Annotated in this window: 24 protein-coding genes and 2 pseudogenes; 15 read left to right on the top strand and 11 right to left on the bottom strand. The window is 69.9% G+C overall.

Annotation, left to right across the window (positions count from 1 at the left end; translation table 11 throughout):
* Nucleotides 1–13 precede the first annotated feature (13 nt).
* Nucleotides 14–418, bottom strand: coding sequence for an ANTAR domain-containing protein (locus AQJ27_RS52620; protein ID WP_235613722.1), 405 nt, complete (start codon nt 416–418; stop codon nt 14–16).
* Nucleotides 415–651 carry a hypothetical protein gene (locus tag AQJ27_RS28940; RefSeq protein ID WP_067374984.1) on the bottom strand — a complete coding sequence of 79 codons (237 nt, stop codon included), beginning with the start codon at nt 649–651 and terminating at the stop codon, nt 415–417. Before AQJ27_RS28940 ends, AQJ27_RS52620 begins: the two co-directional genes overlap by 4 nt.
* A 132-nt stretch (nt 652–783) precedes the next feature.
* On the opposite strand from AQJ27_RS28940, the gene AQJ27_RS28935 reads away from it, so the two are divergent.
* The 4 genes from AQJ27_RS28935 (at nt 784) to AQJ27_RS28920 (ending at nt 4,012) form a co-directional block, all read left to right on the top strand.
* Complete coding sequence (locus AQJ27_RS28935) at nt 784–1,158, top strand: helix-turn-helix transcriptional regulator (protein WP_067374982.1); 375 nt, start codon at nt 784–786, stop codon at nt 1,156–1,158.
* A gap of 256 nt (nt 1,159–1,414) precedes the next feature.
* Nucleotides 1,415–1,723 carry a putative quinol monooxygenase gene (locus tag AQJ27_RS28930; RefSeq protein ID WP_067374979.1) on the top strand — a complete coding sequence of 103 codons (309 nt, stop codon included), beginning with the start codon at nt 1,415–1,417 and terminating at the stop codon, nt 1,721–1,723.
* Nucleotides 1,724–2,247: 524 nt separating this feature from the next.
* A complete protein-coding gene (locus AQJ27_RS28925; RefSeq protein WP_067374978.1) occupies nt 2,248–3,699 on the top strand; it encodes a purine-cytosine permease family protein in 1,452 nt (483 codons plus the stop codon).
* A gap of 73 nt (nt 3,700–3,772) precedes the next feature.
* Nucleotides 3,773–4,012 carry a hypothetical protein gene (locus tag AQJ27_RS28920; protein ID WP_067374976.1) on the top strand — a complete coding sequence of 80 codons (240 nt, stop codon included), beginning with the start codon at nt 3,773–3,775 and terminating at the stop codon, nt 4,010–4,012.
* A gap of 146 nt (nt 4,013–4,158) precedes the next feature.
* Here AQJ27_RS28920 and AQJ27_RS28915 read toward each other — a convergent pair whose 3' ends face one another.
* The gene (locus AQJ27_RS28915; RefSeq protein WP_067374974.1) at nt 4,159–4,716 is read right to left on the bottom strand and encodes a TetR/AcrR family transcriptional regulator; all 558 of its coding nucleotides are present in this window, start codon (nt 4,714–4,716) and stop codon (nt 4,159–4,161) included.
* Nucleotides 4,717–4,793: 77 nt separating this feature from the next.
* Between AQJ27_RS28915 and AQJ27_RS28910 the strand changes: the two genes are divergently transcribed.
* Entirely contained in the window at nt 4,794–6,092 is a 1,299-nt protein-coding gene (locus AQJ27_RS28910; protein WP_067374972.1) for an MFS transporter, read from the top strand.
* A gap of 174 nt (nt 6,093–6,266) precedes the next feature.
* Here AQJ27_RS28910 and AQJ27_RS28905 read toward each other — a convergent pair whose 3' ends face one another.
* Complete coding sequence (locus tag AQJ27_RS28905) at nt 6,267–6,458, bottom strand: hypothetical protein (RefSeq protein ID WP_030190387.1); 192 nt, start codon at nt 6,456–6,458, stop codon at nt 6,267–6,269.
* Nucleotides 6,459–6,634: 176 nt separating this feature from the next.
* Here AQJ27_RS28905 and AQJ27_RS28900 point away from each other — a divergent pair, with 176 nt between their 5' ends.
* The gene (locus AQJ27_RS28900; protein ID WP_067375114.1) at nt 6,635–7,768 is read left to right on the top strand and encodes a glutathione-independent formaldehyde dehydrogenase; all 1,134 of its coding nucleotides are present in this window, start codon (nt 6,635–6,637) and stop codon (nt 7,766–7,768) included.
* Nucleotides 7,769–8,101: 333 nt separating this feature from the next.
* On the opposite strand, the gene argG is transcribed toward AQJ27_RS28900, so the two are convergent.
* On the bottom strand, nt 8,102–9,550 hold the full coding sequence (argG, locus tag AQJ27_RS28895) for an argininosuccinate synthase (protein WP_067374970.1): 1,449 nt from the start codon (nt 9,548–9,550) through the stop codon (nt 8,102–8,104).
* Nucleotides 9,551–9,782: 232 nt separating this feature from the next.
* Here argG and AQJ27_RS28890 point away from each other — a divergent pair, with 232 nt between their 5' ends.
* Entirely contained in the window at nt 9,783–10,481 is a 699-nt protein-coding gene (locus AQJ27_RS28890) for a LuxR C-terminal-related transcriptional regulator (protein ID WP_067374968.1), read from the top strand.
* A gap of 41 nt (nt 10,482–10,522) precedes the next feature.
* Here AQJ27_RS28890 and AQJ27_RS28885 read toward each other — a convergent pair whose 3' ends face one another.
* Nucleotides 10,523–11,554, bottom strand: coding sequence for a LacI family DNA-binding transcriptional regulator (locus tag AQJ27_RS28885; RefSeq protein ID WP_067374966.1), 1,032 nt, complete (start codon nt 11,552–11,554; stop codon nt 10,523–10,525).
* Between the two features lie 382 nt (nt 11,555–11,936).
* On the opposite strand from AQJ27_RS28885, the gene AQJ27_RS28880 reads away from it, so the two are divergent.
* The 5 genes and pseudogenes from AQJ27_RS28880 to AQJ27_RS28865 all read left to right on the top strand — a co-directional run bounded on the left by AQJ27_RS28880 (nt 11,937) and on the right by AQJ27_RS28865 (nt 16,420).
* On the top strand, nt 11,937–12,965 hold the full coding sequence (locus tag AQJ27_RS28880; RefSeq protein ID WP_067374964.1) for a sugar ABC transporter substrate-binding protein: 1,029 nt from the start codon (nt 11,937–11,939) through the stop codon (nt 12,963–12,965).
* Nucleotides 12,962–13,075, top strand: a pseudogene (locus AQJ27_RS60855) (ABC transporter permease); the annotation flags it as partial. The gene AQJ27_RS28880 and the pseudogene AQJ27_RS60855, both read left to right, overlap by 4 nt.
* 174 nt (nt 13,076–13,249) lie before the next feature.
* Nucleotides 13,250–14,107 (top strand): sugar phosphate isomerase/epimerase family protein, encoded by an 858-nt coding sequence (locus AQJ27_RS28875; RefSeq protein ID WP_067374962.1) that lies wholly within the window; start codon nt 13,250–13,252, stop codon nt 14,105–14,107.
* An 83-nt stretch (nt 14,108–14,190) separates the two neighbouring features.
* Nucleotides 14,191–15,387, top strand: coding sequence for a Gfo/Idh/MocA family protein (locus tag AQJ27_RS28870; protein ID WP_067374960.1), 1,197 nt, complete (start codon nt 14,191–14,193; stop codon nt 15,385–15,387).
* Between the two features lie 34 nt (nt 15,388–15,421).
* Nucleotides 15,422–16,420 carry a sugar phosphate isomerase/epimerase family protein gene (locus AQJ27_RS28865; RefSeq protein ID WP_067374958.1) on the top strand — a complete coding sequence of 333 codons (999 nt, stop codon included), beginning with the start codon at nt 15,422–15,424 and terminating at the stop codon, nt 16,418–16,420.
* Nucleotides 16,421–16,545: 125 nt separating this feature from the next.
* Here AQJ27_RS28865 and AQJ27_RS28860 read toward each other — a convergent pair whose 3' ends face one another.
* Complete coding sequence (locus AQJ27_RS28860) at nt 16,546–17,418, bottom strand: DUF3472 domain-containing protein (protein ID WP_067374956.1); 873 nt, start codon at nt 17,416–17,418, stop codon at nt 16,546–16,548.
* A gap of 144 nt (nt 17,419–17,562) precedes the next feature.
* A complete protein-coding gene (locus tag AQJ27_RS28855) occupies nt 17,563–18,894 on the bottom strand; it encodes a hypothetical protein (RefSeq protein ID WP_159064412.1) in 1,332 nt (443 codons plus the stop codon).
* Between the two features lie 221 nt (nt 18,895–19,115).
* On the opposite strand from AQJ27_RS28855, the gene AQJ27_RS28845 reads away from it, so the two are divergent.
* Nucleotides 19,116–21,248 carry a HEAT repeat domain-containing protein gene (locus AQJ27_RS28845; protein WP_067374950.1) on the top strand — a complete coding sequence of 711 codons (2,133 nt, stop codon included), beginning with the start codon at nt 19,116–19,118 and terminating at the stop codon, nt 21,246–21,248.
* A 49-nt stretch (nt 21,249–21,297) separates the two neighbouring features.
* Here the strand turns inward: AQJ27_RS28845 and AQJ27_RS28840 are convergent, their stop codons facing one another.
* From AQJ27_RS28840 to AQJ27_RS28835, 3 genes and pseudogenes are all read right to left on the bottom strand, one after another.
* On the bottom strand, nt 21,298–22,107 hold the full coding sequence (locus AQJ27_RS28840; RefSeq protein ID WP_067374948.1) for a class I SAM-dependent methyltransferase: 810 nt from the start codon (nt 22,105–22,107) through the stop codon (nt 21,298–21,300).
* 2 nt (nt 22,108–22,109) lie between these two features.
* A pseudogene (locus AQJ27_RS52615) lies at nt 22,110–22,299 on the bottom strand (class I SAM-dependent methyltransferase); the annotation flags it as partial.
* A 50-nt stretch (nt 22,300–22,349) separates the two neighbouring features.
* Nucleotides 22,350–23,906: a hypothetical protein gene (locus AQJ27_RS28835; RefSeq protein ID WP_067374946.1), complete on the bottom strand. Its 1,557-nt coding sequence runs from the start codon at nt 23,904–23,906 to the stop codon at nt 22,350–22,352.
* A gap of 220 nt (nt 23,907–24,126) precedes the next feature.
* Here AQJ27_RS28835 and AQJ27_RS28830 point away from each other — a divergent pair, with 220 nt between their 5' ends.
* Nucleotides 24,127–24,588, top strand: coding sequence for a MarR family winged helix-turn-helix transcriptional regulator (locus tag AQJ27_RS28830; protein ID WP_235613723.1), 462 nt, complete (start codon nt 24,127–24,129; stop codon nt 24,586–24,588).
* The gene (locus AQJ27_RS28825) at nt 24,585–26,372 is read left to right on the top strand and encodes an MFS transporter (protein ID WP_079065322.1); all 1,788 of its coding nucleotides are present in this window, start codon (nt 24,585–24,587) and stop codon (nt 26,370–26,372) included. Before AQJ27_RS28830 ends, AQJ27_RS28825 begins: the two co-directional genes overlap by 4 nt.
* Nucleotides 26,373–26,382 lie beyond the last annotated feature (10 nt).

The raw sequence follows: 26,382 nt of genomic DNA, 5'->3' as shown, positions 1-26,382 counted from the left end.
CAAGGACCAGGGGTCAGAGTGGGTCCGACGACAGATCGCGATGTCGGTCGGACATCGGCGGCGTGTCGTTGTCGCCGCCCGCCTGTGACGTCCGGTCGACGAGAGAGGTCCACTCGGTACGCGGATGGTTGGGGGCATGGGGACCGAGGACTTCGGCGACCGCCGCGGACACGTGCTGCCGGAGCGGGTCGGGAAGCGGATCTCCGTTGACGGCGCCGACCAGGTCTTCGGCGACATGGTGGACCTTGGTGTTGGTGTGCTGGGACACCTCGACCAAGACATTCCAGGCGTCGGCGGCGCTCAGGCCGAACGAGGCCATCAGGACTCCCCGGGCCAGATCGATGACCGGCCGGGTCCGCATGGCCCGTTTGAGCTGGACGACTTCGGTGCGCAGGTCCTGCTCGGCGTCGTCGCTCAACCCATCCTCCTTGTGCGCTGAGTCGTTCTCGCCGGGATGCCTGTCACGGCCGTCGGCGGTCCACCGATCGACCGCACGGGGGCTTCGCGCAGGGAGCGCTGGAGTCGGTGCTCGGTGTCGATGTCACCGGAGAACGCGCCGGCCGTCCGCTCACCGGCCGGACGTGCCTCGACCTTCAGGAACGGGCCGAAGCCTGCGCTCCCGACCTGGACGGAGAGTGGACGTTCGTGCATGGCAGTCGCTCCTGGGGCATCCGCCTATCTCACTACTCCAAGCGTCGGCCTTCGGATCCTCACACGTCAAGAGATACAGGAACTTTCTTTCACCCTTTTGAATGCGCGAATGCCGAGCCGTATCCTCAAGACATGGGTGAAGTACCGCAGGGACATACCGGTTGGACCTTTCTGACCAACCACGCCCGAGTGCTGGCCGCGATCTCCAGGGACCAGGGAACCCGTATCCGTGACATCGCCGCCCGGTGCCGACTCACCGAGCGCGCCGTCCAGAAGATCATTTCCGATCTGGAGCAGGACGGCTATCTCACCCACACCCGCCAGGGCCGCTCCAACGTCTACCACATCGAACCGGGGACCATCCTGCGGCACCCGGCCGAGGCCGGGTTGAGCGTAGAGGGCCTGCTGACCCTCCTCGACCAGCACGAGGCCCGGCGCGACGGCAGGCCCGAGCCCGAGCAGCACTCGCTGGCGTTCGATCATTCCGCTCGGCGCGCGGCGGACTGAACTCTGCGGCCGGAACGGCACGGGGGCAAGACGCGGGGGCAAGAGCGGGGCAGCCGTGTCCGACGGTGTCAGCAGCCAGATCGTCAACCGGGGCCCGGTCCTGCGGACCGGCACGGACACGGCTTCACCTCGAAGGGGGGTGCGGCGCCGCGGGCCGAGCCCGCGAGAAGTGGCCCCGGTTGACATGCCCCTCGGGCGTGGCAGGGTTGAGGCAGTGACAAAACGACCACAAGCTGCGTGCTGGGAGGCGGCTGGCATGGTCAACGTCGGCTTGTGGGTCCGGGTCCAGGCCAAACCCGGCAGGGAGAGGGACCTCGCGGAGTTTCTGACCGGCGCTCGGGCCGTCGTCGAGGACGAGCCCGCCACGGTGGCGTGGTTCGCCGTGCAGCTGGACGAGTCCACCTTCGCCATCTTCGACGCGTTCCCCGACGACGCCGACCGCCGGGCCCATCTGGTCGGCGGCGTGGGCAAGGCACTCGCGGAGAAGGGACCCGAGCTGCTCCGTGAACCGCCCGTCATCGAGTACGTCGACGTGCTCGCGAGCAAACTCCCCGGCCGCGCGTAATCCCCGACCCGCGGCCTATGGAGACCTCTGGTCCTGAGGTCGTTGCCACCGCGCCCGTAGATCACATCGCGCCCGGCGGTCGCCCCGGTGGCGTCCCCCAGGGAACTGTCGCCGACGATGAGGAACTCCCCCACGCTTCCTCCCGCGATCCGGTCGTTGCCGGAGCCGACCGCGGTGCTCCCGGAAGCGGAGTGGTCCCCGGTCGCCATCGTGCCGCCGCCCTCGCCGAGGTCGATGACGTCGTCACCGCCGGCCCCACTCGCGTTGCCCGAGACGGCGACGCTGTCGCCCATCGCGTCGCCGAACTCCCCGGGCCTTTCCAGGAGTACGTCGTCGCTGGCCCCCGAGGCGCCGAAGAGCCGATTTCATCCTTTCAGTGGCGTGACGCACCGGGGGTTGCACTGCGTACCGGTCGGACATACTGACCGGTACGGCCCTCCTCGGCCGGTACGACAAGAGGAAGAACGTGATCATAGGCGGTTAATCTTCTCATCACATGATGAACCCGCTCAAAGGAGGCACTCGTGACGACGTCGTCGCAGCCACGGGTATCGGGTCTGGAAATCCGCTCCATCGACTACGTCCCCCTGGACGAGCGGCACGGAAAGCTCTGGCACCTGGGGCCTCTGTGGTTCATGTCCAACGCACAGATCGCCACCCTGGCGGTGGGGCTGATCAGCATCACCGAGGGCGGCAACCTCATCTGGTCGCTGATCGCGATCGCCGCGGGCACCATCCTCGGCACGTTCTTCATGGCCTTCCACTCCGCGCAGGGCCCGCAGCTGGGGCTGCCGCAGATGATCCAGTCACGGCCGCAGTTCGGCTACGTCGGGGCCCTGCTCGTATGGCTGTTCGCCTATGTGCAGTACGCGGGGTTCAACATCTTCAACACGATCCTGGCCGGTGAGGCCCTGCACACCACCTTGCACGGCGGCGTCAAGCTGTGGGTCGTCGTGGTCACCCTCATCGGGTTCGTCATCGCGCTGGTGGGCTACGACGTCATCCACCGCGCCGAGCGGGTCCTCACCTACACCTTCCTGGTCGTCTTCGGGATCTTCACCGTGGGCATCCTCCTCACCCTGCACTATCCCCCGGGCTCCTTCGACCTCGACGGCTTCCAGTGGACCCCGTTCCTCGCGCAGTTCGGCGTGGTCGCCGGATACCAGATCAGCTGGGCCATCTACGTCTCGGACTACTCCCGCTACCTCCCGCCGGACGTGACCGTCCGCAAGACCTTCTACTGGACATACTTCGGGTCGGCGCTCGGCGGCATCTGGCTGATGTGTCTGGGGGCTCTGCTCGCCGCGTGGGCGGGCAAGGACTTCGAGACCGTGCGCTCGATCAACGCGGCGGGCGACAAGGTCTTCAGCGGCTTCGGCGCGATCGTCCTGCTGTTCTCCGCCCTGGGCCTGATCTCGGTGACCGCCCTGAACATGTACGGCGGGTCCCTCACGCTCATCAGCGCGATCGACTCGTTCAAGAGAGTGCGGCCCACCGTCGCCGTACGGCTCGTGACGATCGGCCTCACCGCGGTGCTGTCCGTGGTGGGGGCACTGGCCTCCACCGCCCACTTCCTCGAGAACTTCAACAACTTCCTGCTGGTGGTGCTCTACCTGTTCATCCCGTGGACCGCCGTCAACCTCATGGACTACTACGTGGTGCGCCGCGGCCACTACGCGGTCGCCGAGATCTTCAACCCGCACGGCATCTACGGCCGCTGGGGCTGGCACGGCATCATCTCCTACCTGGTCGGCTTCGCCGTCATGGTGCCGTTCTTCTCCGTCGGCACGCTCTACGTCGGACCCGCCGCCCACGCGCTCGGCGGTGCGGACATCGCCCTGTTCATCGGGCTGCCCGTCTCCGCGGTGCTCTACTGGCTGCTCACCCGGTCGATCGACGTCGACGCCGAGGCCCGCCTGGCCGAGGCGGAGATCACGGCGCTGGAATCGGCGGCCCACGAGCACCGAGAGCCATGACCTTGCCATGGGCGCCCGGAACAACGGACCGAGAACCGCGGGGAACGTTTGTGCGTCCTGTCCGTCTTGCAGGGTGACGGCCGCCGCTCACGCGCGATTTTCGATCACCCGAACCGGCCTGGACGCATGGCTGAAGGAGGCCTATCCCGACATCCGTCTCACGTCGGAGGACTGCTCCGGGACACCGGTGGACGTCTGCGCTCACATCGATCTGCGCCCTGAAGCCGAAGGCGGCGCGATGGCGGTAGACATAGTCGTGCGGTACGGCGAGGACTCGCCAGCGGTCGTCGATTTCTCGGCGTACGACGTGTGACGCGACGGGCGCCGCCTTCCGCGCGATGACCGCAGCTTCGCCGGGTGTCATGGCGCGGCGGACGCACACGGAGCTTGCGCCCCCGCCCCGCACGATCGGCTGCGGCCACCGCCCTTCCACCCCGGGTGACCTGTCCGGTCACAGCACTAGACCGCCGCGAGCAACGGCGCGACCAGACCCCGCGCCCACTCGCCGGACGCGGGCTCCCCGCTGAAGATCGCGCGGTAGTACAGCGGACCGAGCAGTCCGTCGACGGCCCGCTCCACGCTCGGCACCTTGCCTCCTCGAGCTCGTTCCCGCTCGATGATCGCGCCGAGCTGAGCGTGTCGGTCGGCGGTGCAGGCGCAGCCGCCCTCCGGCCCCGAGCCGATCGTCGCCCGCATCAGGGCGAGGACGTCGGGGTCGGCGAGGTCGGTGGCGACATCGCCCGTCCACCGCTCCAGGTCACCCACCAGAGACCCGGTGTCCGGCACCACGACATCGCCACTGAACCGACTGGTGGCGACGTCGGCCAGGAGCTGTGCCAACGAACCCCACCGCCGGTACACCGTGGTCGCGTGCACGCCGGCGCGCGCCGCGATGGCGGGAATGGTCAGCACCTCGGCCGGCTCTTCGGCGAGCAGCTCCCCGACCGCGCGGTGAACGGCCGCGCGCACCCGCGCGGAGCGGCCGCCGGGACGGGGCTGGACTGTTGCTTCGGTCATGCGGAAATTATCGCACTGATCGCTGCGTTAGGGGAGGACTGCTAACGCAGTGATCGCTGCATTCGGAGAGAGAGCGCATGCCTGACGCACCCACGTCCCACAAGAAGATCCCGTCGGCCTCAGCCCCAGGAGGCCCACCGTCCGGCCGTGTGCGGCGGGGGCTGAGCCGACCGGTGGCCTTCGCCTCCATCGCGGCCGTCTTCGTCCTCTTCATGGCCGCGTCGAGCGCGCCCTCGCCGCTCTACGTCATCTACCAGCACCAGTGGAGCTTCTCGGCGACCACGCTCACCACCGTCTTCGCGGTGTACGTCGTCGGAATGATCGGGGCACTCCTGGTCCTCGGCGCACTGTCCGATCACATCGGCCGCCGACCGGTGCTGGCCTCGGCCATCGCCCTCGAAGCGGTGGCGATGGCACTGTTCATCGTCGCCGACGACGTCTCGATCCTTCTGACGGCCCGCTTCGTCCAGGGCATCGCCACCGGCGCGGCCATGACCACACTCGGCGCGACCCTGGTCGATCTCAACCCGCCCCACGCGCCGCACCGCGCCGGCGTCATCAGCGGTGCGGCCCCGCCGTTCGGGCTGGGCCTCGGTGCACTGGGCTGTGGTGTCCTCGCGGAGTACGGGCCGCACCCGACCCGGCTGGTCTACGTGCTGCTGCTCGCGTCTCTGGTCCTCGCCGGTCTGCTCGTCGCCCTCATACCCGAGACGGCACAGCGCCGACCCGGCGTCGTACGGTCGCTTCAGCCGCGCCTCGGCGTCGCCCCGCGACTGCGTGCGGACCTGATGGCACTCGTGCCGATCCTGTTGGCGAGCTGGGCACTGGGCGGACTGTATCTCTCACTCGGTCCGTCAGTGGCCGCCAACCTGTTCGGCCTGTCCAGCCATGTCGTCGGCGGCCTCGTGGTCACCCTGCTCTGCGTGCCCGCCTCGATCACGGCGTTCGCGTTGCGCGGCTGGCCCACCGAGCGCACGCTCGCCCTTGCGGCCACCTTGCTGCTGCTCGGCACGGCCGTCGGCCTGGGCGGTGTGGAGGCGCACTCGCTCACCATGGCCGCGTCCGGCACCGCCATCGCCGGAGTCGGCTTCGGCGGCTCGGCTCTCGCCAGCTTCGGCACACTCGCCCGAATCGCCGAGCCGGCCGAGCGGGGCGAACTGTTCGCGGTCGCGTTCGTCATCTCCTACCTGGCCTTCAGCATCCCGGCCGTGGTCGCAGGGATCGCCGCCACGAACGTCGGCCTGCACGAGACCTCGGTCGTCTACAGCGCGGCCGTCATCGCCTTCAGCGCCCTCGCGCTCGCCGCCCAGCGGCTCCGCACGGGACGGGACAGGAACACCGGCCAGGGCGGCCGGCCCGCCACGGCCCACCGCTAGAGGAACTCCGACACGGACGCCCGCACCACCGATCCATGACGGGTGGGCGGGCACACGAAGCCCCCGGCAGGCACAGAGGCTCACTGCCGGGGGCTTTGAACTCCAGAGGAACGCCACGACCGCACCCAGGACCATCGTCATCGCCGATGCCCACGACGGCATCGGCGCGGAAGGTCAGCGGTCGGCGATGTCCTCGCGCAGGCCGTCGGAGAACTCCCACCACGACAGGGGAAGCCAGTCGCCGTTGACGAAGGCGTCGACCGTAGCGCCTCGGCCGCGGACCGTCACGGTCGTTCCCGGCGGATAGGTGGTGCCGGACAATCCCGGCACGGGGACAAGCAGCGTTCCCAGTCGCTGTGCTGACATCTTTCGGCCTCCCTCTCCACTGTATTTCTCTGCACGGCACCGGGCAGTTATTCACATCGACGTTACCGGCTTGTCCGATCGCGCAGGACGGAGAATCATGAGAGATGGGTCACGCGGAGAATGCGGGCGGGGGCGTGGACATCTCATACATGCGTCACCGAGCGGAGGTGGCAGCCGTGAAGGCCGTCGTTTACAAAGGGCCGTTCAGCGTTGCGGTCGAAGAGGTTGAAAAGCCCAGCATCCAGCACCCGAACGATGTGATCGTACGGGTCACTTCCACCGCGATATGCGGATCCGATCTGCATATGTACGAGGGACGTACCGCCGCCGAGCCCGGCATCGTCTTCGGCCACGAGAACATGGGAATCATCGAAGAACTCGGCCAGGGCATCACCTCGCTCAAGGAGGGCGACCGTGTGGTCATGCCCTTCAACGTCGCCTGCGGGTTCTGCATGAACTGCGTCGAGGGATTCACCGGTTACTGTCTGACCGTCAATCCCGGTTTCGCGGGCGGCGCGTACGGATACGTCGCCATGGGACCCTGGAAGGGTGGCCAGGCCGAATATCTGCGCGTACCCTTCGCCGACTTCAACTGCCTGAAGCTGCCGCCGGGAAACGAGCACGAGAGCGATTTCATATTGCTCGCCGACATTTTCCCCACCGGATACCACGGTTGTGAGCTCGCCCAGGTCCGCCCGGGCGAGAGCGTCGCGGTGTACGGCGGAGGCCCGGTCGGACTCATGGCCGCCTACTCGGCTCTGATGCGCGGCGCGAAGAAGGTCTTCGTCGTGGACCGGGTCCCCGAACGGCTGCAGAAGGCCGAGGAGATAGGCGCGGTTCCGATCAACTTCTCCGAGGGCAACCCGATCGAGCAGATCAAGGACCAGACGGAGGGCATCGGCACGGACAAGGGCATTGACGCCGTCGGCTATCAGGCGACAGGGCACGGCACGGACCGCGAGGAACCGGCGACCGTCCTGAACTCGCTCGTCGGCACGGTGCGAGCCACCGGAGCGCTCGGGGTGCCCGGCCTCTATGTACCCTCCGACCCCGGCGGCCCGGACGAACAGGCCAAGCAGGGCATGCTCCTCGTCTCGATCGGCAAGCTCTTCGAGAAGGGCCTGCGGATGGGTACGGGACAGTGCAACGTGAAGCGCTACAACCGGTACCTGCGCGACATGATCATCGAGGGCAGGGCGAAGCCCAGTTTCGTCGTCTCCCACGAACTGCCCCTGGATCAGGCACCGTCGGGCTACGACAAGTTCGACAAGCGGATCGAGGGCTACACGAAGGTGATATTGCACCCGTAGCCCTGCGGACCGCAGCCTCCGGCCACTGGCGCTCGCCGGCTGTCGCGATGTGATGCCCTGCCAGATGCGCTGGGAGTTCCCCGGCGGACAGGGAACGTCGGCGGACGGTGCGTCGGTGAGCCTGGCGCCGCCACTCCCCCTGTGTGAGGTCGCTGTTCGGCACTTCCCATGCGTGAGGTCGCTGTTCGGCACTTCCCGCGCGTGAGGTCGCTGTTCGGCGACGGGAGCCAAGGCGGCGCATCCCTCCCCCTCGCGCAACGGACGACGGCGGGCCCCGGCGGAACAGAATCCGCCGGGGCCCGCCGCCCGGGTGTGTACGACCGGTGACCTGCGTCAGTCCGTGCCGGACTCCATCGCGGCGCGGTCCAGCATCGTCTCCTCGTCCGCGGCCTCGCCCCGCGAGGCGATCACCTCGGCGCCGCCCTCGTCCATGGCGCCGATCAGACCGGTCGAGGCCGCCTGCGCGGCGCCGATCGGCGTCGCGTGGTCGCTGCCGACCAGGCCCAGGCCCGCGTACTGCTCGAGACGGGCACGGGAGTCGGCGATGTCCAGGTTCCGCATGGTGAGCTGGCCGATGCGGTCCACCGGGCCGAACGCCGAGTCCTCGGTCCGCTCCATGGAGAGCTTGTCCGGGTGGTAGCTGAGCGCGGGGCCCCGGGTGTCGAGGACCGAGTAGTCCTCGCCGCGGCGCAGCCGCACGGTCACCTCGCCGGTGATCGCCGCGCCGACCCAGCGCTGCAGCGACTCGCGCACCATCAGCGCCTGCGGGTCGAGCCAGCGGCCCTCGTAGAGCAGACGGCCGAGCTGGCGGCCCTGGTTGTGGTACGCGGCCACGGTGTCCTCGTTGTGGATCGCGTTGACCAGGCGCTCGTAGGCGATGTGCAGCAGCGCCATGCCGGGCGCCTCGTAGATGCCACGGCTCTTGGCCTCGATGATCCGGTTCTCGATCTGGTCGGACATGCCGAGGCCGTGCCGGCCGCCGATCGCGTTGGCCTCCATGACGAGGTCGACCGGCGAGCCGAACTCCTTGCCGTTGATGGTGACCGGACGGCCCTGGTCGAAGCCGATCGTCACGTCCTCGGTGGCGATCTCCACCGACGGGTCCCAGAACCTCACGCCCATGATCGGGTCGACCGTCTCGATACCGGTGTCGAGGTGCTCCAGGGTCTTGGCCTCGTGCGTGGCGCCCCAGATGTTGGCGTCCGTGGAGTACGCCTTCTCCGTCGAGTCCCGGTACGGCAGCCCGTGCGCGAGCAGCCACTCCGACATCTCCTTGCGGCCGCCGAGCTCCGTGACGAAGTCCGCGTCCAGCCAGGGCTTGTAGATCCGCAGGTGCGGGTTGGCGAGCAGCCCGTACCGGTAGAACCGCTCGATGTCATTGCCCTTGAACGTGGAGCCGTCGCCCCAGATCTGCACCCCGTCCTCGAGCATGGCCCGCACCAGCAGCGTGCCGGTGACGGCACGCCCCAGCGGCGTGGTGTTGAAGTACGGGCGCCCGCCCGACCTGATGTGGAACGCGCCGCAGGCGAGCGCGGCAAGCCCTTCCTCGACCAGCGCGGCACGGCAGTCGACGAGCCGGGTGATCTCGGCGCCGTACGCGGTGGCACGGCCGGGCACGGACGCGATGTCGGGCTCGTCGTACTGACCGATGTCGGCGGTGTACGTGCACGGGACGGCGCCCTTGTCGCGCATCCAGGCGACGGCGACCGAAGTGTCGAGCCCGCCGGAGAAGGCGATGCCGACGCGCTCGCCGGTGGGGAGGGAAGTCAGGACCTTGGACATGGCAAGATTATGCAACATTCCGCATGGTCATGCAAGGCCACTCCATAGACCGTTGAGCGCCCCGCGGGTCGAGAAGTGACCGAGACCACAAAGGAAACGATGCCGTTTCGATAGCACCGGAGCTACGCTGATGACACCGAAGTGAACGAAACCGTTTCGTTCACGGGGAGTGCGGTGGCGGGCACCCGACCCACGTCGGCGGTCGCCCCCACCCTCACGAAGGGCGCCCGTCATGACCTCCGTACTCGTCGTGCACAGCCAGTCCCTGCACCGTCTCGGTCTGCGCATGCTTCTGGCGGCCGAACCCGACCTGACCGTCGTCGGCGAGGCGACGAGTGGCGCCGAGGCGGTCCGCTTGAGTGCCACGCTCGGTCCCGACGTCGTCGTGATGGGCAACCACGCAGCCGATCCGAACGGCGTCGAGGCCATCCGCCGCATCACCCGGCCCCTCACCCCGCTTCCGGCCCCCGAGACCGTCAGAGCCGGCGGGCGCCCCCCGCGCGTACTGGTCCTGACCCCCAGCAGCCACGAGGGGTACGCCTATGCGGCACTGCGCGCCGGAGCTGGGGGCTTCCTCCCCCAGGACGCCACCCCCGACGAACTGACCGCGGCCGTCCGTATCGTGGCCGCCGGAGACGCCGTCACCACTCCCAGCGTCACCCGCGCGCTCATCGACGCCGTCCGCCAGGAGCGCCCGGCCCGCACCACCGAGCAGGAAACAGGGCTCGACATGCTCACCGAGCGGGAACGCGACGTCCTCACCGCCGTCGCCTCCGGCTGGTCCAACGCCGAGATCGCCGCGCGGCTGTCCATCGCGCCGACCACCGTCAAGTCACACGTCAGCCACATCCTCGCCAAGATCGGCGCCCGCGCCCGCGTGCAGGCGGTGGCCTTCGCCTACGAGTCGGGCCTGGTGCGCCCGGCCGCCTGACGCCGACCCGCACCACAACCGCCGCGACCCCGAAACGCCTGTCAGACGCGCTCCGCGGTGGTGCCACGCAGGACGAGCCGTGGGGTCAGTACGACCTCGCGGGGCTCGGTGCGGCCCTGGTCCAGGCGCTCGACGGCGGCGACCACCGCATGCCGGGCCTGTTCACGGGCGCTCTGGCTGACCGTGGTCAGATTGAAACAGCTCAGGCGGGAGAGGGCGTCGTCGTCGTAGCCGACCACGGACACCTCGCCCGGGACGGCGACCCCGGCACGGGACAGAGCCGCCAGGACGCCGATGGCGGACTGGTCGTTGAACGCGACGATGGCGGTGGGGAGTTCGGCGCCGTCGAGCAGCTGGCGGGCGGCACGTTCGCCGGCCGCCTCGGTGTTGTCACCGCGCAGGACCCCGATGTGCGCCTCCAGGCCGTGCCGACGCATGGCGGCGCGGTAGCCGCGGCGACGGTCGGTGGCGATGACACCCTTGCCGCCGTCGACATACGTGATCGCGCGGTGGCCGAGCTCCACCAGGTGGTCGACCACCTGGCCGACCCCGTCGTCGTCGGCCGAGCGGACGACATCGAGGTCGGCGTCGGCGATCCGGCGGCCGACGGCGATGACGGGAGCCTTGCGGTCCAGCGCGGCGAGTGCGTCCCCGGAGGCGGTCGGGCCGAGCAGGATCAGAGCCTCGCTGCGGAAGGCCAGCAGCGTCTCGACGGCGGTGTGTTCGTCGCGGGTACGGGTCTGGGTGCTGAGGACGAGGTCGTAGCCGACCTCCTCGGCGGCCGTGTGGAGATGCTCGACCAGATCCGCGTGGAAGGGGCTGTGGATGTCGACCATGACGCCGAGCAGCCGGGTGCGCCTGCTGGCCAGCAGACTTGCGGTGCGGTCCACCTGGTAACCGAGCTCGGCGGCGGCTTTCAGGACGCGTTGCCGGGTGCGCTCGCTGGGGCCCGGCACACCCCGCAGCACCAGGGAGACGGACGCGGTGGACACGCCCACGCGGGCGGCCACGTCCTCCAGCCGGGGGCGTTTGCTCGCGCCGTCCCTGCGACTCGCGGAAGCGTCGTCGTCCACTCGCACCTCCCGGCATCTCCTCGGGCAACACCCTTGACACGTTCACGAAACGAGCCGATAGTACCAGAACTTAAAGCGCTTTAAATTGTCCTGACGTTCCAACGAAGTCAGTTCCCCAAGCCACACCGCCGTCTCGACCCCGAGACGGTCATCGCACCCAAGGCCACTGACCCCACCGGGTCGAGGGCCTGTCTCCGGCCGCCAACAGCTCCGGGCACCCCACCCGCTTCTGAGGCCCGCCGCACCCGATACAGCCAGGTCTCCCCCGCGCACCGCGCCCCGACCGACGCGGCCCCGACCTCCCCGGCCCCATCCAGCAGCCGCGAGCCCACAGCCCACTGCCCGTCACTCCCTCTCACTTGCACAGCGAGGTGCACGCGCCATGAGCCACACATCCCTTCCCCGTTCTCCCCGTTTCCGCAGATTCGCCCCCGCCGTGGCGGTGGCCGCCGCGGCCGCTCTCACCCTCGCCGGCTGTTCCAGCAGCTCCGGCGGGAAAAAGGCCGCGGAGAGCGGGGCCGCGGTGTCGGCCGGCAAGGCCGACACCCCCCGCATGACGATCGCCATGGTCACCCACGCACCCTCGGGCGACACCTTCTGGGACACCATCCGCAAGGGCGCCGAGGCCGCGGCCGCCAAGGACAACGTCAAGCTCATCTACTCCAACGACGAGACCGCCGCCGACCAGGCCAACCTCGTGCAGAACGCGATCGACCAGAAGGTCGACGGCATCGCGGTCACCCTCGCCAAGCCCGACGCCATGAAGGCCGTGGTCGCCAAGGCCGAGGCGGCCGGCATCCCGGTCGTCGGCTTCAACGCCGGCCTGTCCGAATGGAAGAAGCAGGGTCTGCTGTCGTTCTTCGGCCAGGACGAGTCCGTCTCCGGGCAGGCGCTCGGCACCAAGCTCAACGACACCGGCGCCAAGCACGCCCTGTGCGTCGTGCAGGCCCAGGGGGACGTCAACCTGGAACAGCGCTGCGCCGGTGTGAAGAAGACCTTCAGCGGCAAGACCGACAACCTCTACGTCAACGGCACCGACATGCCGTCCGTGAAGTCGACGATCACCGCCAAGCTCGCGCAGGACAAGTCCATCGACGAGGTCGTCACACTCGGCGCCCCGTTCGCGCTGACGGCCGCGCAGGCGACGTCCGAGGCCGGCAGCAAGGCGAAGGTCGCGACCTTCGACCTCAACAAGGACCTCATCTCGGCCATCGAGAAGGGCAGCATCCAGTTCGCGGTCGACCAGCAGCCCTACCTCCAGGGCTACTTGGCCGTCGACTCGCTGTGGCTCTACAAGACGAACGGCAACTACAGCGGCGGCGGCGAGCAGCCGATCCTGACGGGCCCGGCCTTCGTCGACAAGTCCAACGTCGACACCGTCGCGACCTTCGCCGCGAAGGGCACCCGGTGAGGACCGTGACCCAGCAGGCCGAGCCGGCGGTGACCACACCGCCGGCCCCCGGCCCCAAGGAGACCGACGGGCGGACCGCGCAGCACCCTCTGACGCGTGTCCTCCCCCGGGCGCCAAGAACGAGATCTCGTTCGGGCACGTAAAGGCCCCACGCGCAGGGCGGACATGACGTGACGGCATCCCGGTCCACAAGGCGGTCCACCCACCTCCGGGCACCGCCGCTGGACCGAGCACGTCCTGCCCCAACGCTCCACCGTCTCCCCGTGACCGGAAGGCACACTCTCGTGAAGATCGCCCTCGACCCCTACATGATCCGCAACGTTCCGCTCCTCGAACTGCCCGCTGTGGTCGCTGAGTTGGGTTACGAATGGATCGAACTCTCCCCCCGGGAGGACTTCATCCCCTTCTTCCGGCACCCGCGCGTCGACGACGCGACCGTACAGAGGTTCCGCAAGGCGCTGGACTCGGCGGGCGTCGGCGTCTCCTCCGTCCTGCCCCTGTTCCGCTGGTCGGGACCGGACGAGGATGCCCGGCAGGCCGCCGTCCGCTACTGGAAGCGCGCCATCCGGATCACCGCCGATCTCGGCGTGGACAGCATGATCTCCGAGCTCAACGGCCGGCCCGAGGATCCGGACCGCAGCGAGGCCCAGTTCTGGAAGTCGATGGACGAACTGCTGCCGCTCCTGGAGCAGGAGGGCATCCGCCTCACCCTGGAGCCGCACCCCGACGACTTCATCGAGAACGGCCACGACGCGATCAACCTGATCCGCGGCATCAACCACCCGAACGTCAGCTTCCTGTACTGCGCCCCGCACACCTTCCACATCGGCAACGACGCTCCCGGCATCATCGAGTACGCCGGTGACCTGCTCACCCACGTTCACCTCGCCGACGCCCTGGACCACACCGCGTCCTCCGGCAACCGCTACATCCTCAACCCGCCCGGCACGTCGGCCCGGATCCACCAGCACCTCGACATCGGCCAGGGCGAGGTCGACTTCGACGAACTCTTCCGCGAGCTGCGCGCGAACGGCTTCGACGGCACGCTCACGGCCTGTGTCTTCGCCTGGGAAGAGCGCGCCAAGGAGTCCTCCGTCTTCATGAGGAAGAAGATCGACGACTACCTGGCCAGCTGGTCCTGACGGACCACGACCGCCCCGGCACGGACGTCCCGGGTGCGGGCTGACATTCCTTCCTTGTGAACCTTCCTTAGAGAGGCACCCCCATGACCACGTCCGCCAAACCCCTCTCCGTCGCGGTGATCGGCGCCGGCATGGCAGGTCGCAGCCACGCCGCCGGCTACCGCAACGTCAACACGGTCTTCGGCGCCGGGCTGCCGCCGGTCCGGCTGGCCGCGATCGCCGACGCCAACGTCGAACTCGGCGAGGACGCCGCCCGCCGCTACGGCTTCGAGAAGGCACTCCCGAGCTGGGAGGCCGTCGTCGAGGACCCGACGATCGACGCCGTCAGCATCGTCGTCGGCAACGCGCTGCACCGACCGATCGCCGAGGCACTGGTCGCCGCGGGCAAGCACGTGCTGTGCGAGAAGCCGCTCGCCGGGTCGTTGGAAGACGCCCGCGCCATGGCCGAGTTGGAGCGCTCCGCCGATGTCGTGACCGCCGTCGGGTACACCTTCCGCCGCTCCCCCGCCGTCGCCGCGATCCGCGAGCACGTCCGGCGTGGCGAGCTGGGTGACCCGACCCTGTTCAGCGGCCGCTACTGGTGCGACTACGCGACCGATCCGAACGGGCCGCTGAGCTGGCGGTTCAAGGGCGGCCTCGGTTCCGGTGCGCTCGGGGACATCGGCTCGCACGTCATCGACGCCGCCGAGTACGTCGCGGGGCCCATCGCCTCGGTCTCCGGGGCCTCGCTGTCGACGCAGATCCCCAAGCGGCCCCTGCCGCTGGGCGCGGTCGTGGGGCACCACGCGGTTCCCGTCTCCGACGAGTTCGGTGAGGTCGAGAACGAGGACACCGCGTCCTTCACCGCCCGCTTCGAGTCCGGTCTCGTCGGCACCTTCTCGGTGACACGCACCGGCTTCGGCCTGCCCAACGGGCTGTCCTTCGACGTCCTGGGCGTCGGTGGCCGGGCCGCGTTCGACCAGCACCGGCCCGCCGAGTACCTCTTCGACGACGCCCAGCCCGAGGCGCGTACCCGAGGCGCGCGCCAGATCATCGTCGGCCCGCAACTGCCGTACTTCGCGGGCGGGGTCCCGATGGAGGCGCCTGGTGTGGGCGCCAGCAACGCCGACAACTTCACCTACCAGGCCCGGGCCTTCCTCGACCAGGTCGCGGGCGTCGCCGAGCCACTGCCGGCCTGCGCCACATTCGCCGACGCGCTGCGGACCATGGAGATCATCCGGGCCGTCGTCGAATCCTCCCTGGCCGGTGGCGCCGCCGTCACGGTTCCGCCCGCCGCCTGACCGCCTGACCCCCACCCGCGTCCAAGGAGCACACATGGCCCTCAAGCTCGGCGCCTACACCGCCTGTCTGCACGACCGGCCCCTCACCGAGGCCCTCGACATCCTCAAGGAGAACGGCCTGACCTCCGTGGAGGTCAACACCGGCGGCTTCGTTCCGTCCCCGCACTGCCCGGTCGACCTGCTGCTGTCCTCGGCCACCGCGCGCGAGGAGTACCTGGCGACCTTCGCCGACCGCGGGATGGAGCTGACCGGCCTCAACTGCAACGGCAACCCGCTCAACCCGCTCCCCGGCGTCGGCCCGAAGCACGCCGACGACCTGCGTCGCACCGTCCGCCTCGCCGGCCTGCTCGGTGTGAGGCACGTGGTGACCATGTCCGGCACACCGGGCTCCGACCCCGACGCCAAGTACCCGTCCTGGGTCGTCAACCCCTGGGACGGCGTCTACCTGGACGTCCTGGACTACCAGTGGAGCGTGGCCGTCGAGTTCTGGAAGGAGATCGACACGCTGGCCCGGGAGAACGACGTCCGGGTGGCCATCGAGATGCACCCGCACAACCTGGTGTTCTCCCCGGTCACCCTGAAGCGGCTCGTCGACGAGACCGGCGCGACGAACGTGGGCGCGGAGATGGACCCCTCGCACCTGATGTGGCAGGGCATGGACGTCGTCGCCTGTATCAAGTGGCTGGGCCCGCTGGTGTTCCACGCCGCGGCCAAGGACGCGACGCTCTGCCCCGGCGCCGACATCCGTGGTGTGCTGGACACCTCGTTCACCCGCGTGCCCGCGGACGCGCCCGACAAGGTCCCCACCGGCTACGGCTTCTGGTGCAACGCCTGGCCGGAGAACCCCGCGTGGAAGTTCGTGGCGGTCGGCGTCGGACACGACGTGCCCTACTGGACGGAGTTCCTGCGCGCCCTCGCCGAGATCGACCCCGACATGGCGGTGAACATCGAACACGAGGACGCCGCCTACTCCCAGACCGAGGGACTGGCCCTGGCGGCCAAGAACCTGCAGGGCGCCGCGGCCGCCCTGTAGCTCCACTCCACCGCACGGCCCCGCGCCCACCGACGGGCGCGGGGCCATCGACTGCCTCAGCTCACCTGGTCACACGGTGGGGAGACAGCCCCGGCCGGCCTGTGGCCGGTCACAAGGGCAACATGTCACCGACCGCCGAGCGTCACCTTGGCGGCCTTCGTCCGCCCCAGGTCGACCAGCTGCACGTTTCCGCCCGTGCAACGGCCGCGGGTCGACCGTTGGTACGTGGAGCCGTACCGGTAGGTGCCGTTGCCCTGTGCGTTCGCCGCGGGCTGGGTGAAGTAGGCGACCGACTGGGGCACCCTGTCGCAGTGGACGGCAGTGCCGAAGTACTCGCTGAAGTTGGAGGGGACGCCGAGCAGGGTCTGGTTGCGCGGCACCCGGAGACTTCCGATGGCGGTGTCGACGCCCGTCCTCATGTTCCGGATCCACGCGCCCCACCACTGCCCTCCCGCGTCCGCGTTCAGGCGCCACACCCGGAGCCGGTAGTCGGTCTGCCGGTCGATGGGATAGGCGAGCCGACAGCTGAGCCCCGTTCCCTCGCCGTCGAACGGCCCGCAGCTCCCCCTGCCGGCGTTGGCGTTCCAGAGCGAGAAGATCGCCGTCTCACCTGTCGTGTGATTGAAGCGCGTCCCGTCCGTCTGCAGGCCCATGTACCCGCCGTTGCCCGGTGTGGCCGTGAAGTCCCACATCATGGCCCAGTACGAGTGGTTCGCCTTCTGTGTGATCCGGACCCGCTGGTCGATGTTCCAGAACCCGTTGGCGCCGTTGAAGTTCCATATCGCGTACTCGTTGGCGTCCTGGTGCTGCGCGGCCTGTGCCGGCGCGGTGCTCAGCATGAGCACCGCGCAGACGGCCGCGACGAATCCCAGAACCCCGCGCGCCCGAGAGCGCCGCCCCCATGGACGTGCCATTCCGTTGTTGATCGTCCCCACCCCCCAGTTCACGCCGACCGCCCCCGCGTCGACGGTCCGGACCCGGCGGTGGTCGTGCGCCACCACGCTAGGCGAACGGGCATAGAAGGCAAAAGGGGCGTGGGAGGAGTAATGGCACGCCGGCCCAGTGCTCCGTCACGCCCCCCTCTACGACGTCCACGCCTCGCACCTGCGCGTACTCGTCGACGTCCTTCCCGTGCGGTCGTGTCAGTCCTGCTGCTGGTAGGGAAGCTCTTCGCGTACGTTTCCGGAGTGGTCCCGGGCGACCAGGACGGCCGTGACGAGGCCGCGCTGCGGCAGGTCGGTGAGGTCCGGCCCGGCGATGAGGAACGTCCCTCCGGCGATCCGTGCCGCCAGGTCGGGCATGCCGTCGCGGCGCAGGACGACCGAGGCGATGTGGGCGTCTTCCACCAGGCCCACAACGGCGATGGTGCCGCTGGCGCCGTCCGCGAAGTCGTAGTACATCCGGGTGGCCGCGATGTTCTTGCCGACCACGGTGAAGTCCCGAACCGGGCCCTCTTGAGGAGTGAAGTCGAACACGAACGGGTCCTCGGTACTCGCCCGGTCACCGGTGGTGTGCCAGACGAGCAGCTTGCCGTAGCGGCCGAGCCGGACTCGTTCGTGCGGTGTGAGATCCGCCTGAGCACCGGGTCGCCACTGCTCCGGATCGACGATCGGAGGCGCGTCGGCCGCCGCGAGAACCGCGGTCAGCTCCTCGGTGGCGGGCGCGGGGTCCTCGACGGCCGGTGCGGGCCGGTCCACGACGGCGCTCGCGCGCGCCGGCAGTGCCACGACGGGCACGAGCTCGCCCTTCGGGCTGCCGTTGGTCCGCAGAACGAGGCCGGTGGAGTCGACGAGGAACGCGTTGGGAGCCACGAACACACCGTCGGCGACCACCGTCCACCCCAGCGGGCGCCGGTCCGCGGGCCGTTCCACGACCAGGCTGCCGACCTCGGGGGCGACAACGCCCGCGATGGTGCCGCACTCGGTGTGGAACGTCACCAACGCTCCCACGCCGGCCGACACGCCGACGGCGGGCTGGGACAACGTGACCCGCTTCGGGGTGAGTTCCGCGAACACCACTCCGTCCGGCGAGCCGAACGCGATCACCCTGATGCCGTTGCGCCGCGCGGTGAGCAACGGCTGCCAGTCGGCCGGATCGGGATGCGCACGGGTCGCGGCCGCGGCGCAGCGGCGCACGTCCGCCGCGGAGGCCCACCCGGTCCTCAGACGGTAGAAGTCCTCCACCCTACGAGTGGCGGAGCGTGGTCGGTCACCGGGCGACCCGGGACGCGCGGCGAGGTGCTGCCGCAGGCGCGGCCAGCTCGGGAAACCGTGAAGGCGGGCGATCACCAACTGCGCTGTGTCGAGGTTGAATTCGACCAGCGGATCCCGACTCTCAGGCGCGTGTCGCGCGACGAGCGCCAAGGCGGTGGGCTGCTGGGAGCGCACGGCCCGCTGCAAGTCCTTCGCCCGCTTCTTGAGCTGTTCCAGACTGGCGCGTTCGGGCAGGGGCACGGTCTGCGGTGTGGTCGGCACGGAGCCTCCTTCGGTGAACCGGTGGTCCGCCGAACCGGCCGAAGGACGGTAGGCCATCATGATGTGCTCGTGTACACCAGGTGGGCTCTGCCCTTCCCGCGGACCCGGAGGCGCCCCGCGCGCCCGTTCGACCACTCTACTGCGTCCGCTGCCCCGTCCGTCGACGATGCCGTCCCCCAGGTCGCCGCCGAGGTCGCCGCCGGGGTCGGTAGGGTGCGGGCGTGCGTGCGCCCGAGGAACTGAACGAGGTGGAGTGGGCGGCCCTTGAGCATGCCTATGGGCCGGCCGGCGACGTTCCGGAGATGATCCGCGTCCTGTACGCGGAAGAGTCCCCGGAGACGGAGCGCGGCGAGAACGTCGGTGAGGAGCTGATCAACAACCTCAACCACCAGGGGTCGTTGTATCCGGCGACGCTGGAAGCGGTGCCGTTCCTGGCCCATCTGGCGCTGCACGTGTCCTGGCATCGAGAAGCCCTCCTGGAGGTGCTGACCGGGCTCGCCGAGCTCGATGAGTGGGGGGTGCCCGCGCCGGAGTCCCTCGGCGGACGGGTTCGCGCGGCGGTCCTTGCCGAACTCCCGCTGCTGATGGGGTGTTTGACCGACTCCGATCCCTTCGTGCGGCAGGCCGCGATCCGGCTGGCGTGCGTCGGGACGCGTCCGGCCGACCCCGCCGTGGTCCGCACGCTCGCGGACCTTTACGAGAGTGATCCGTCTGCCTCGACGCGGGCCGACGCCCTCACCGCCCTCGCCCTGCTCGATCCCGATCCGGCGACCGTACGGGAGCGCGAGGCAGCGGCCATTGACGACCGCGATCGGCAAGTCCGCCTGGCTGCCGCGCTGTCCGGCCTGGAGCGGACCGAACCTCCGTATCCCGCGGCCCTGGTGGCGGTCGTCGCGGCTGACGGCGCCGCTGTCCCGGGCTCACACCGTTTCACCGCCCGCCCGCGGCCCTTCCCGTATCCCGGTGCGCCCCGGGACCGCGAGAACGAGCTCCTGACCGAGGACCCGGAGGGCGCGCTGAGCATCGCGCGCGCATGGATCGCGGCCGGTGACACCCACCGATGGGGCTCCCTCCTGGTCGGACAAGTCGATCAGCGGTGGCGTGACCGTGAGGCACCGTGCGTGGCCGCGCTGGCCGAGGCGCTGCCCCTGCACAGGGACGGCGCCGAGCGCTCCTCGATCGTGCGCGCGATCGCAGGCCTGATGCCCCGGGCCGGGGACCCCGGCAGCCATGTCCGCGACCTGCTGCTCGCCGAGGCCGCGGCTGACGAGCAGGGCTACGCGGCCGGCTCCCCGTACGCTCCCGGCGTCGCCGGCCGCCAGTCGAGCCGCGGGAAGGGGCACGGGCTCCTGTGGGTCGACGTCGAAGGCGCTGACGACGACGGTGCCGGTGTCCCGCACAGCGTCGCTGCCACGGTCACCGACGGCCCGGACATCGTCCGACCCCGCTCGACGGGGCGGGAGCGGACGATCCGGGCAGCCCAACGGGCCCTGGCCCGCGCCGAAGTGGTCGAGTGCGCGCGCCTGGCGCTGGCGGGCTGTGGCGACCTGCGACTGCTCGAACAGCCAGGCAACCTCAGCGGACCGGTCCTCGCCACGTTCCTGACCCACCATCGTGACGAGGCCCTGCCCCGCCTGCGCCCGGTGCTCCCCGAGCTGATCGCGCGCGGCAGTGCGGAGCTGCTCGACGCCCTCGGGCCCGACCTGGCCGCCGCGCACCTCCCTCAGCTCAAGCAGGCCCTGCGCGAACACCCCACTGTCGCGGCCGCCCGTCTGCTGGGGGAACTCGGCCCGTCCGGCACGGACGCCGAGACCGCCGAACTGCTGGCCACCGTGGCCCCCACGGCGCGGCACGACGTCCACGCGGAGGCCGCCGTTTCCAGGGCCCTGATCACCGGGGATGCCGAACCGGCCGTCGAGACCCTGCGCGACCTGCTGCGCACGCAGTCCCCGCCGGGCATCCTCCCTGCCGTCGGACGGCTGGGCCCGCTCGGGGCGCCACTCGCCCCGGAGGTCGCCGCGATACTGCACGACCCACGGGAACACGGCCGCTCGCAGGCCGCCGACGCCTACTGGCGCATCACCGGCAACCCGCGGCCCGTGCTCCCCTTCCTGCTCGCTCGGGCCGCGCCCACCACCACGTACGCCTCGAACGACACCGCCTGGTACGAGCGCCGTGATGCCCTGTGCGTCCTTGCCGGCATGCGGACAGCCGGTGCCCTCACGATCACCCCGCCGGAGCTGCGGCCCCTGCTGGAGCTCTGTGCCACCTCTCCGCGTCGCGTCACGTGGAAGGACGACGACGAGCTGCGCCGTCTCGCCCGCACCCTCCTCGACGAGCCGATGCCATCCTGAAGCACCCCCCAACCCACCACCGTCGCCCACCACCGTCGCCCGCCGGCTTTCACGCCCGTGCCGGCTTGCGGGCCAGTTCGTAGGCGCAGCCGACTGTCTCGGTGAGGCGGTCGTCGGCCGTGTGGCGGCCGAGTTCGGCGGTGAGGTCGGCGTCGAAGGCGGCGGCGTGGTCCGCGAGCACCGGCGGCGGCAGGAACGACGTCGACCGGATGTGCCCGGCGAGTTCACGGATCGTCCAGTGGTGCTCGACCGAGAACTCGTGGCGTCCGGCGGGCTCGAACCCGGCACGGGACAACACGTCGTGGTCAGGGTCCCGCTGTCTCGGCTGGTCCCAGCCGGGCGGAACGCGTGCGGCCGCGCCGAGGGCGTTCTGCCATGTTCGCAGCACGCCGGCGAGCGCCCGCTGCCAGTCCTGGGAGCCCGCCCAGGGGGAGGTCGACCAGCACAGCGCGAGGCAGCCACCGGGCCTGAGCCAGGTGTGGGCGAGTGCGGCGACCGGAGCGCGGCGCAGCCGGTGGAAGGCATTGCCGATGACGATCGACTCGAAGCTGTCCGGCCCGGCGGGCAGATCCTCGGCGCCGACGGTGATCGTACGAATGTGGGCCGCGCCGAGGGCGATCGCCTTGGCGCGGACCACTTCGGTCATGCCGGGTTCGGCGTCCACGCACCACACGTCCGCGAACGAGCCGCGCAGCGGGAAGGCGAGTTGGCCGGTGCCGCATGCCAGGTCGAGCAAGCGCCCACGCCCCGAGAGGGCTGCCCGGCGTACGAGATCGGCGATCATCGCGTCGGGGTAGGGAAGCCGGAACCGGTCGTAGTATCCGGCCGTACCGCGGTAGAGATCCGGCTCGAACCTCACGTCAGACGGGCGGCGGTCTCGGGCCTGCGCTGGGCGAAGGTGTCCGGACCGGCGCCCAGCACGATGTACCGGGCGACGCCGTGGCCGACCTGCTCGGCCACCAGGTCCTCGATGAAGCGGGTCAGGTGCCGCCCGTCGCAGCCCGATCTCGTCCTCGATCGCGTGGGGCGGCGAGTCGACCCGCACGTGCATCGCCCGCCAGAGGGCGACGCGCACCGCGGACCGTCCCGCACGCCGGGGCCTCAGTAGCCGAAGCTCGTCGTGTAGGCGCACTCGGTGTAGATGTAGCCGGACCTCAGCTTGGCCGTGTCCGAGGCCGGGGACTTCCCGGTTCCGCTCCGGGCCTTGTGCACGAAGTACGTGGTGCCCGCGGGCAGTCGGATGGTCCGTTGCGGATAGTTCTTCCCGCTGTCGTTGCACGGTGTGAAGCCTCGCACCAGCGTGCTGGTGAGGGAGTAGGACCTGCAACTCCCGCAGGCATCGAGAGGGAAGCTTCCCGTCACCGGCCCCGTGTACATCACGGTGATGTCGTCGGGGCTGTCGTTCTTGACGGTGACGGAGATACTGCCCCCGGACGCCGTCGTGGGCAGCCGCTTGCCCGCGGCCGGCACCGTCTGGGCGATTTCCGCCGCGATGGCGATCTTCTGGGCGCGGGCTCGGTTCGTGTGGTGCGGATTGTTCTTGACGAAGTCGTTCATCGTGGTGACTGCCTCGTCGAAGCGCCCGTCCCTGTACTGGTCCACTCCGCAGGAGTACGTACCCGAGTCCGCGGTCCTGTCGGCACGGTCGGCGTCCTCGCGGAGGTCCGCGGCCACACCCGCCTCCTCTCCCGGCAGCGCACGGACCTGGGTGCCCAGGCTGTTGAGGTGCTGGACGGCCGTGCAGGGATCGCCGCCGGCCACCTGTTTCACGGCTTTGTCGACCGCCGTCTTGACCGTCGGTTCCACCTTCGCGGCCGACGCGGACCGCGGGAACGTCGTCAGGAGATCGCTGAAGTGCGCGGTCCAGTCCGCCTCGCCACCGCTCAGCGACTGCGACGCGCACTCGTAGAGCGAGGTCGCCAGCCGATCGTCGGGCCACGTGGACAGTGCTCCGAGTTCCCGCTTGCCCATGGTCCTCGGAACGGTGCGCAGGTACTTCAAGGGCGCTATGGCGTCGCAGTAGTTCTTCTGGTCGAAGGGCGCACCGACTGTGGCGTAGTACGTCTTGAGCCGGTCGGGGACCCGGGCGGCCGCGCGTGAGCCGGGATGGTCGCCGCGCAGGCCTCGATAGACCCCCAGTGCCCGGCGGTAGTCGGCCTCCGCCGTCGCGAAGGGCTGCTTGCCGGCGGTCTGGACGAGCTTGTCCGCCCGCTCCAACCGGTCCATGAGCATCGCCTCGGTGGCCTCGTCACGCGCACCGTCGTACAGGACGACGCCTCCGGTCGGCACGGCCAGAAGGACGACCCCGAGCCCGATCGCGAGCAAGGCGCGCGGCGGCCACACCAGACGGGTCCGCAGACCCACGACCGCACCATGAACGGCTGCGAGACCGAGGAAGACCAGGTAGGCGACGACGGCTCCGCCCGGGACGCCGTCCGGGTCCGCGGGGAGGGCCACCAAGAGCAGCAGCGCGGTCGCGACCCAGCACAGCGCCACGAGTCCCCAACGGCGCACCAGCGCATAGCCCAGGCCCAGTCCGCACAGGTTCAGCAGTGCCACCGCGGCCGCTCGCAGCCCGTCAGCAGGAGCGGGCGGCGGCGCGCTCGGCATCGGCGGTACGACGAATCCGGCGCGCGGGCCGTTGTTGTCCCAGGACATGACGGCTCCCCCAGTCAATCACGCCCGAAGTTCTATGACTTGTCAGAGTACGTTCAATCGTTCGGTCGCGACAGAGGGTGCGCCGCGACAGCGCGGACACACGGGAAGTGGACTGCCGTCGTCGGGATCACCTGCCGTCGTCGGGGATCACCCGTTCGATCATTACTAACATTTGATTGGCCAGTCCAGACTGATAAACCTATTGTTATTACTTGTGCAGGTGGATAGAGAAACAGGTACCGATCACGCCCACGGACCGAGCGACACCGTCCGGCTCGCCTCCGACCTTCGTCTCGCCGTGGGCCGCATGACCCGGCGACTGCGCCAGGCCCACGCCGTGGGGGACGTGTCGCTCTCCGGCGTTTCGGTGCTCGCGCGACTCGCCGCCGACGGCCCCGGCTCACCGGGATCCCTCGCCGACCTGGAACGCGTACGGCCACAGGCGATGGCCGGCACGCTCGCCGTACTCGAACAGCGCGGGCTCGTCGGTCGTGGCCCCGACGCGGCGGACGGGCGACGAATCATCGTGGCGATCACCGAGGAGGGACGGGCCATGCTGGCGGAGCGGCGCTCCGAGTCCGTACACCGGCTCTCGGCCGTCCTCGACGAGTTCACCCCGGAGGAGCGCGGGACACTCGCGTCGGCCCTGCCCCTCCTCGACCGACTGGCGGAACGGCTGTGACCGCGCGCACCTCGCACACCTCGCGCTGGACACGCCGGAAGGACACCCCCGCGGGCCCCGGCTACAAGTGGGTCGCCCTGTCCAACACCACGCTCGGTGTACTGATCGCCACGATGGACGCCTCCATCGTGATCATCTCGCTGCCCGCGATCTTCCGCGGGATCGGGCTCGACCCGCTCGCGCCCGGCAACATCGGCTATCTGCTCTGGATGATCCTGGGCTATCTCCTGGTGTCGGCCGTACTCGTCGTCGTCCTCGGTCGACTCGGCGACATGTACGGCCGGGTCAAGATCTACAACCTCGGTTTCCTGATCTTCGCCTGTGCCTCCGTCGCGCTGTCGCTCGACCCCTTCCGGGCCGGCGCCGGCGCGATGTGGCTGATTCTCTGGCGCATCGTGCAGGCCTTCGGCGGCTCCATGCTCACCGCCAACTCGGCCGCGATACTCACCGACGCCTTCCCCACCCGGCAGCGCGGCATGGCCCTCGGCATCAACCAGATCACCGCGCTCGCCGGCCAGTTCCTCGGCCTCCTCGCCGGCGGCCTCCTCGCCGCCGTCGACTGGCGGGCGGTGTTCTGGGTGAGCGTGCCGATCAGCATCACCGGCACCATCTGGTCGTACCTGAGCCTGCGCGAGACCTCGGCGGGGCGCCCCGGCCGCATCGACTGGCTGGGCAACATCACCTTCGCCGCGGGCGCCGGAATCCTGCTGGCCGGCATCACCTACGGCATCCAGCCCTACGGCTCCGACGCCACCGGCTGGGGAAATCCGTGGGTCCTCAGCGGCCTGATCGGCGGCGTCGTACTGCTCTTGCTCTTCTGCTACGTCGAGTCGCACGTCGCCGACCCCATGTTCACCCTGTCGCTGTTCAAGATACGGGCGTTCGCCGCGGGCAATCTGGCGGCGCTGCTGACCGCGATCGCACGCGGCGGGCTGCAGTTCATGCTCATCATCTGGCTGCAGGGCATCTGGCTGCCCCTGCACGGCTACGCGTTCGAGGACACCCCGCTGTGGGCGGGCATCTTCATGCTGCCGCTGACGCTCGGCTTCCTGATCGCGGGTCCTGTGTCGGGGTACCTGTCGGACCGGTTCGGCGCCCGGATGTTCTCCACGACCGGCCTCGTCGTCGTCGCGGTCTCCTTCCTCGGGCTGCTCGCGCTGCCCATCGACTTCGACTACGGGCTCTTCGCGGCGTTGCTCCTGCTCAACGGGCTGGGCCAGGGCATGTTCTCCGCGCCGAACACGTCCTCGATCATGGGCAGCGTGCCGGCCGAGTACCGGGGCGTCGCCTCGGGGATGCGCTCCACGTTCCAGAACTCGGGCACCGCCCTGTCCATCGGTGTGTTCTTCTCCCTGATGGTCTCCGGACTGGCCTCGTCCCTGCCCGCGGCGCTCAGCGGCGGACTCCAGGCGCACGGCGTACCGGCCGGGACCGCCGAGCATGCCGCGTCGCTGCCCCCGGTGAGCACGTTGTTCGCCACGTTCCTCGGCAACAACCCCATCGAGCACCTGCTCGGATCCGGCGGAACCCTCACTCACCTCACCGCGGCCCAGCACGCCACCCTGACCGGCCACACCTTCTTCCCGCAACTGGTCTCCGGCCCGTTCCACCACGGACTGACCATCGTCTTCAGCGTCGCCGCGGGCATGGCCCTGGTCTCCGCCCTCGCCTCGGCCCTGCGCGGCGGGCCGCGTCCCGTCCAGGACAACCCGCCGCAGAGCCGACCGCCCGCCGCGGCCGGCCCGGCACCGGCGGAACAGCGCCGGAACAACGCGCCCTCGTAGGCGCGGGTCG

The organism is Streptomyces olivochromogenes, assembly GCF_001514115.1.
In the GTDB taxonomy this organism is placed as follows: domain Bacteria; phylum Actinomycetota; class Actinomycetes; order Streptomycetales; family Streptomycetaceae; genus Streptomyces; species Streptomyces olivochromogenes.
Note: the sequence above shows the minus strand (reverse complement) of the source record. Positions and strands in the feature narration are given on the sequence as shown.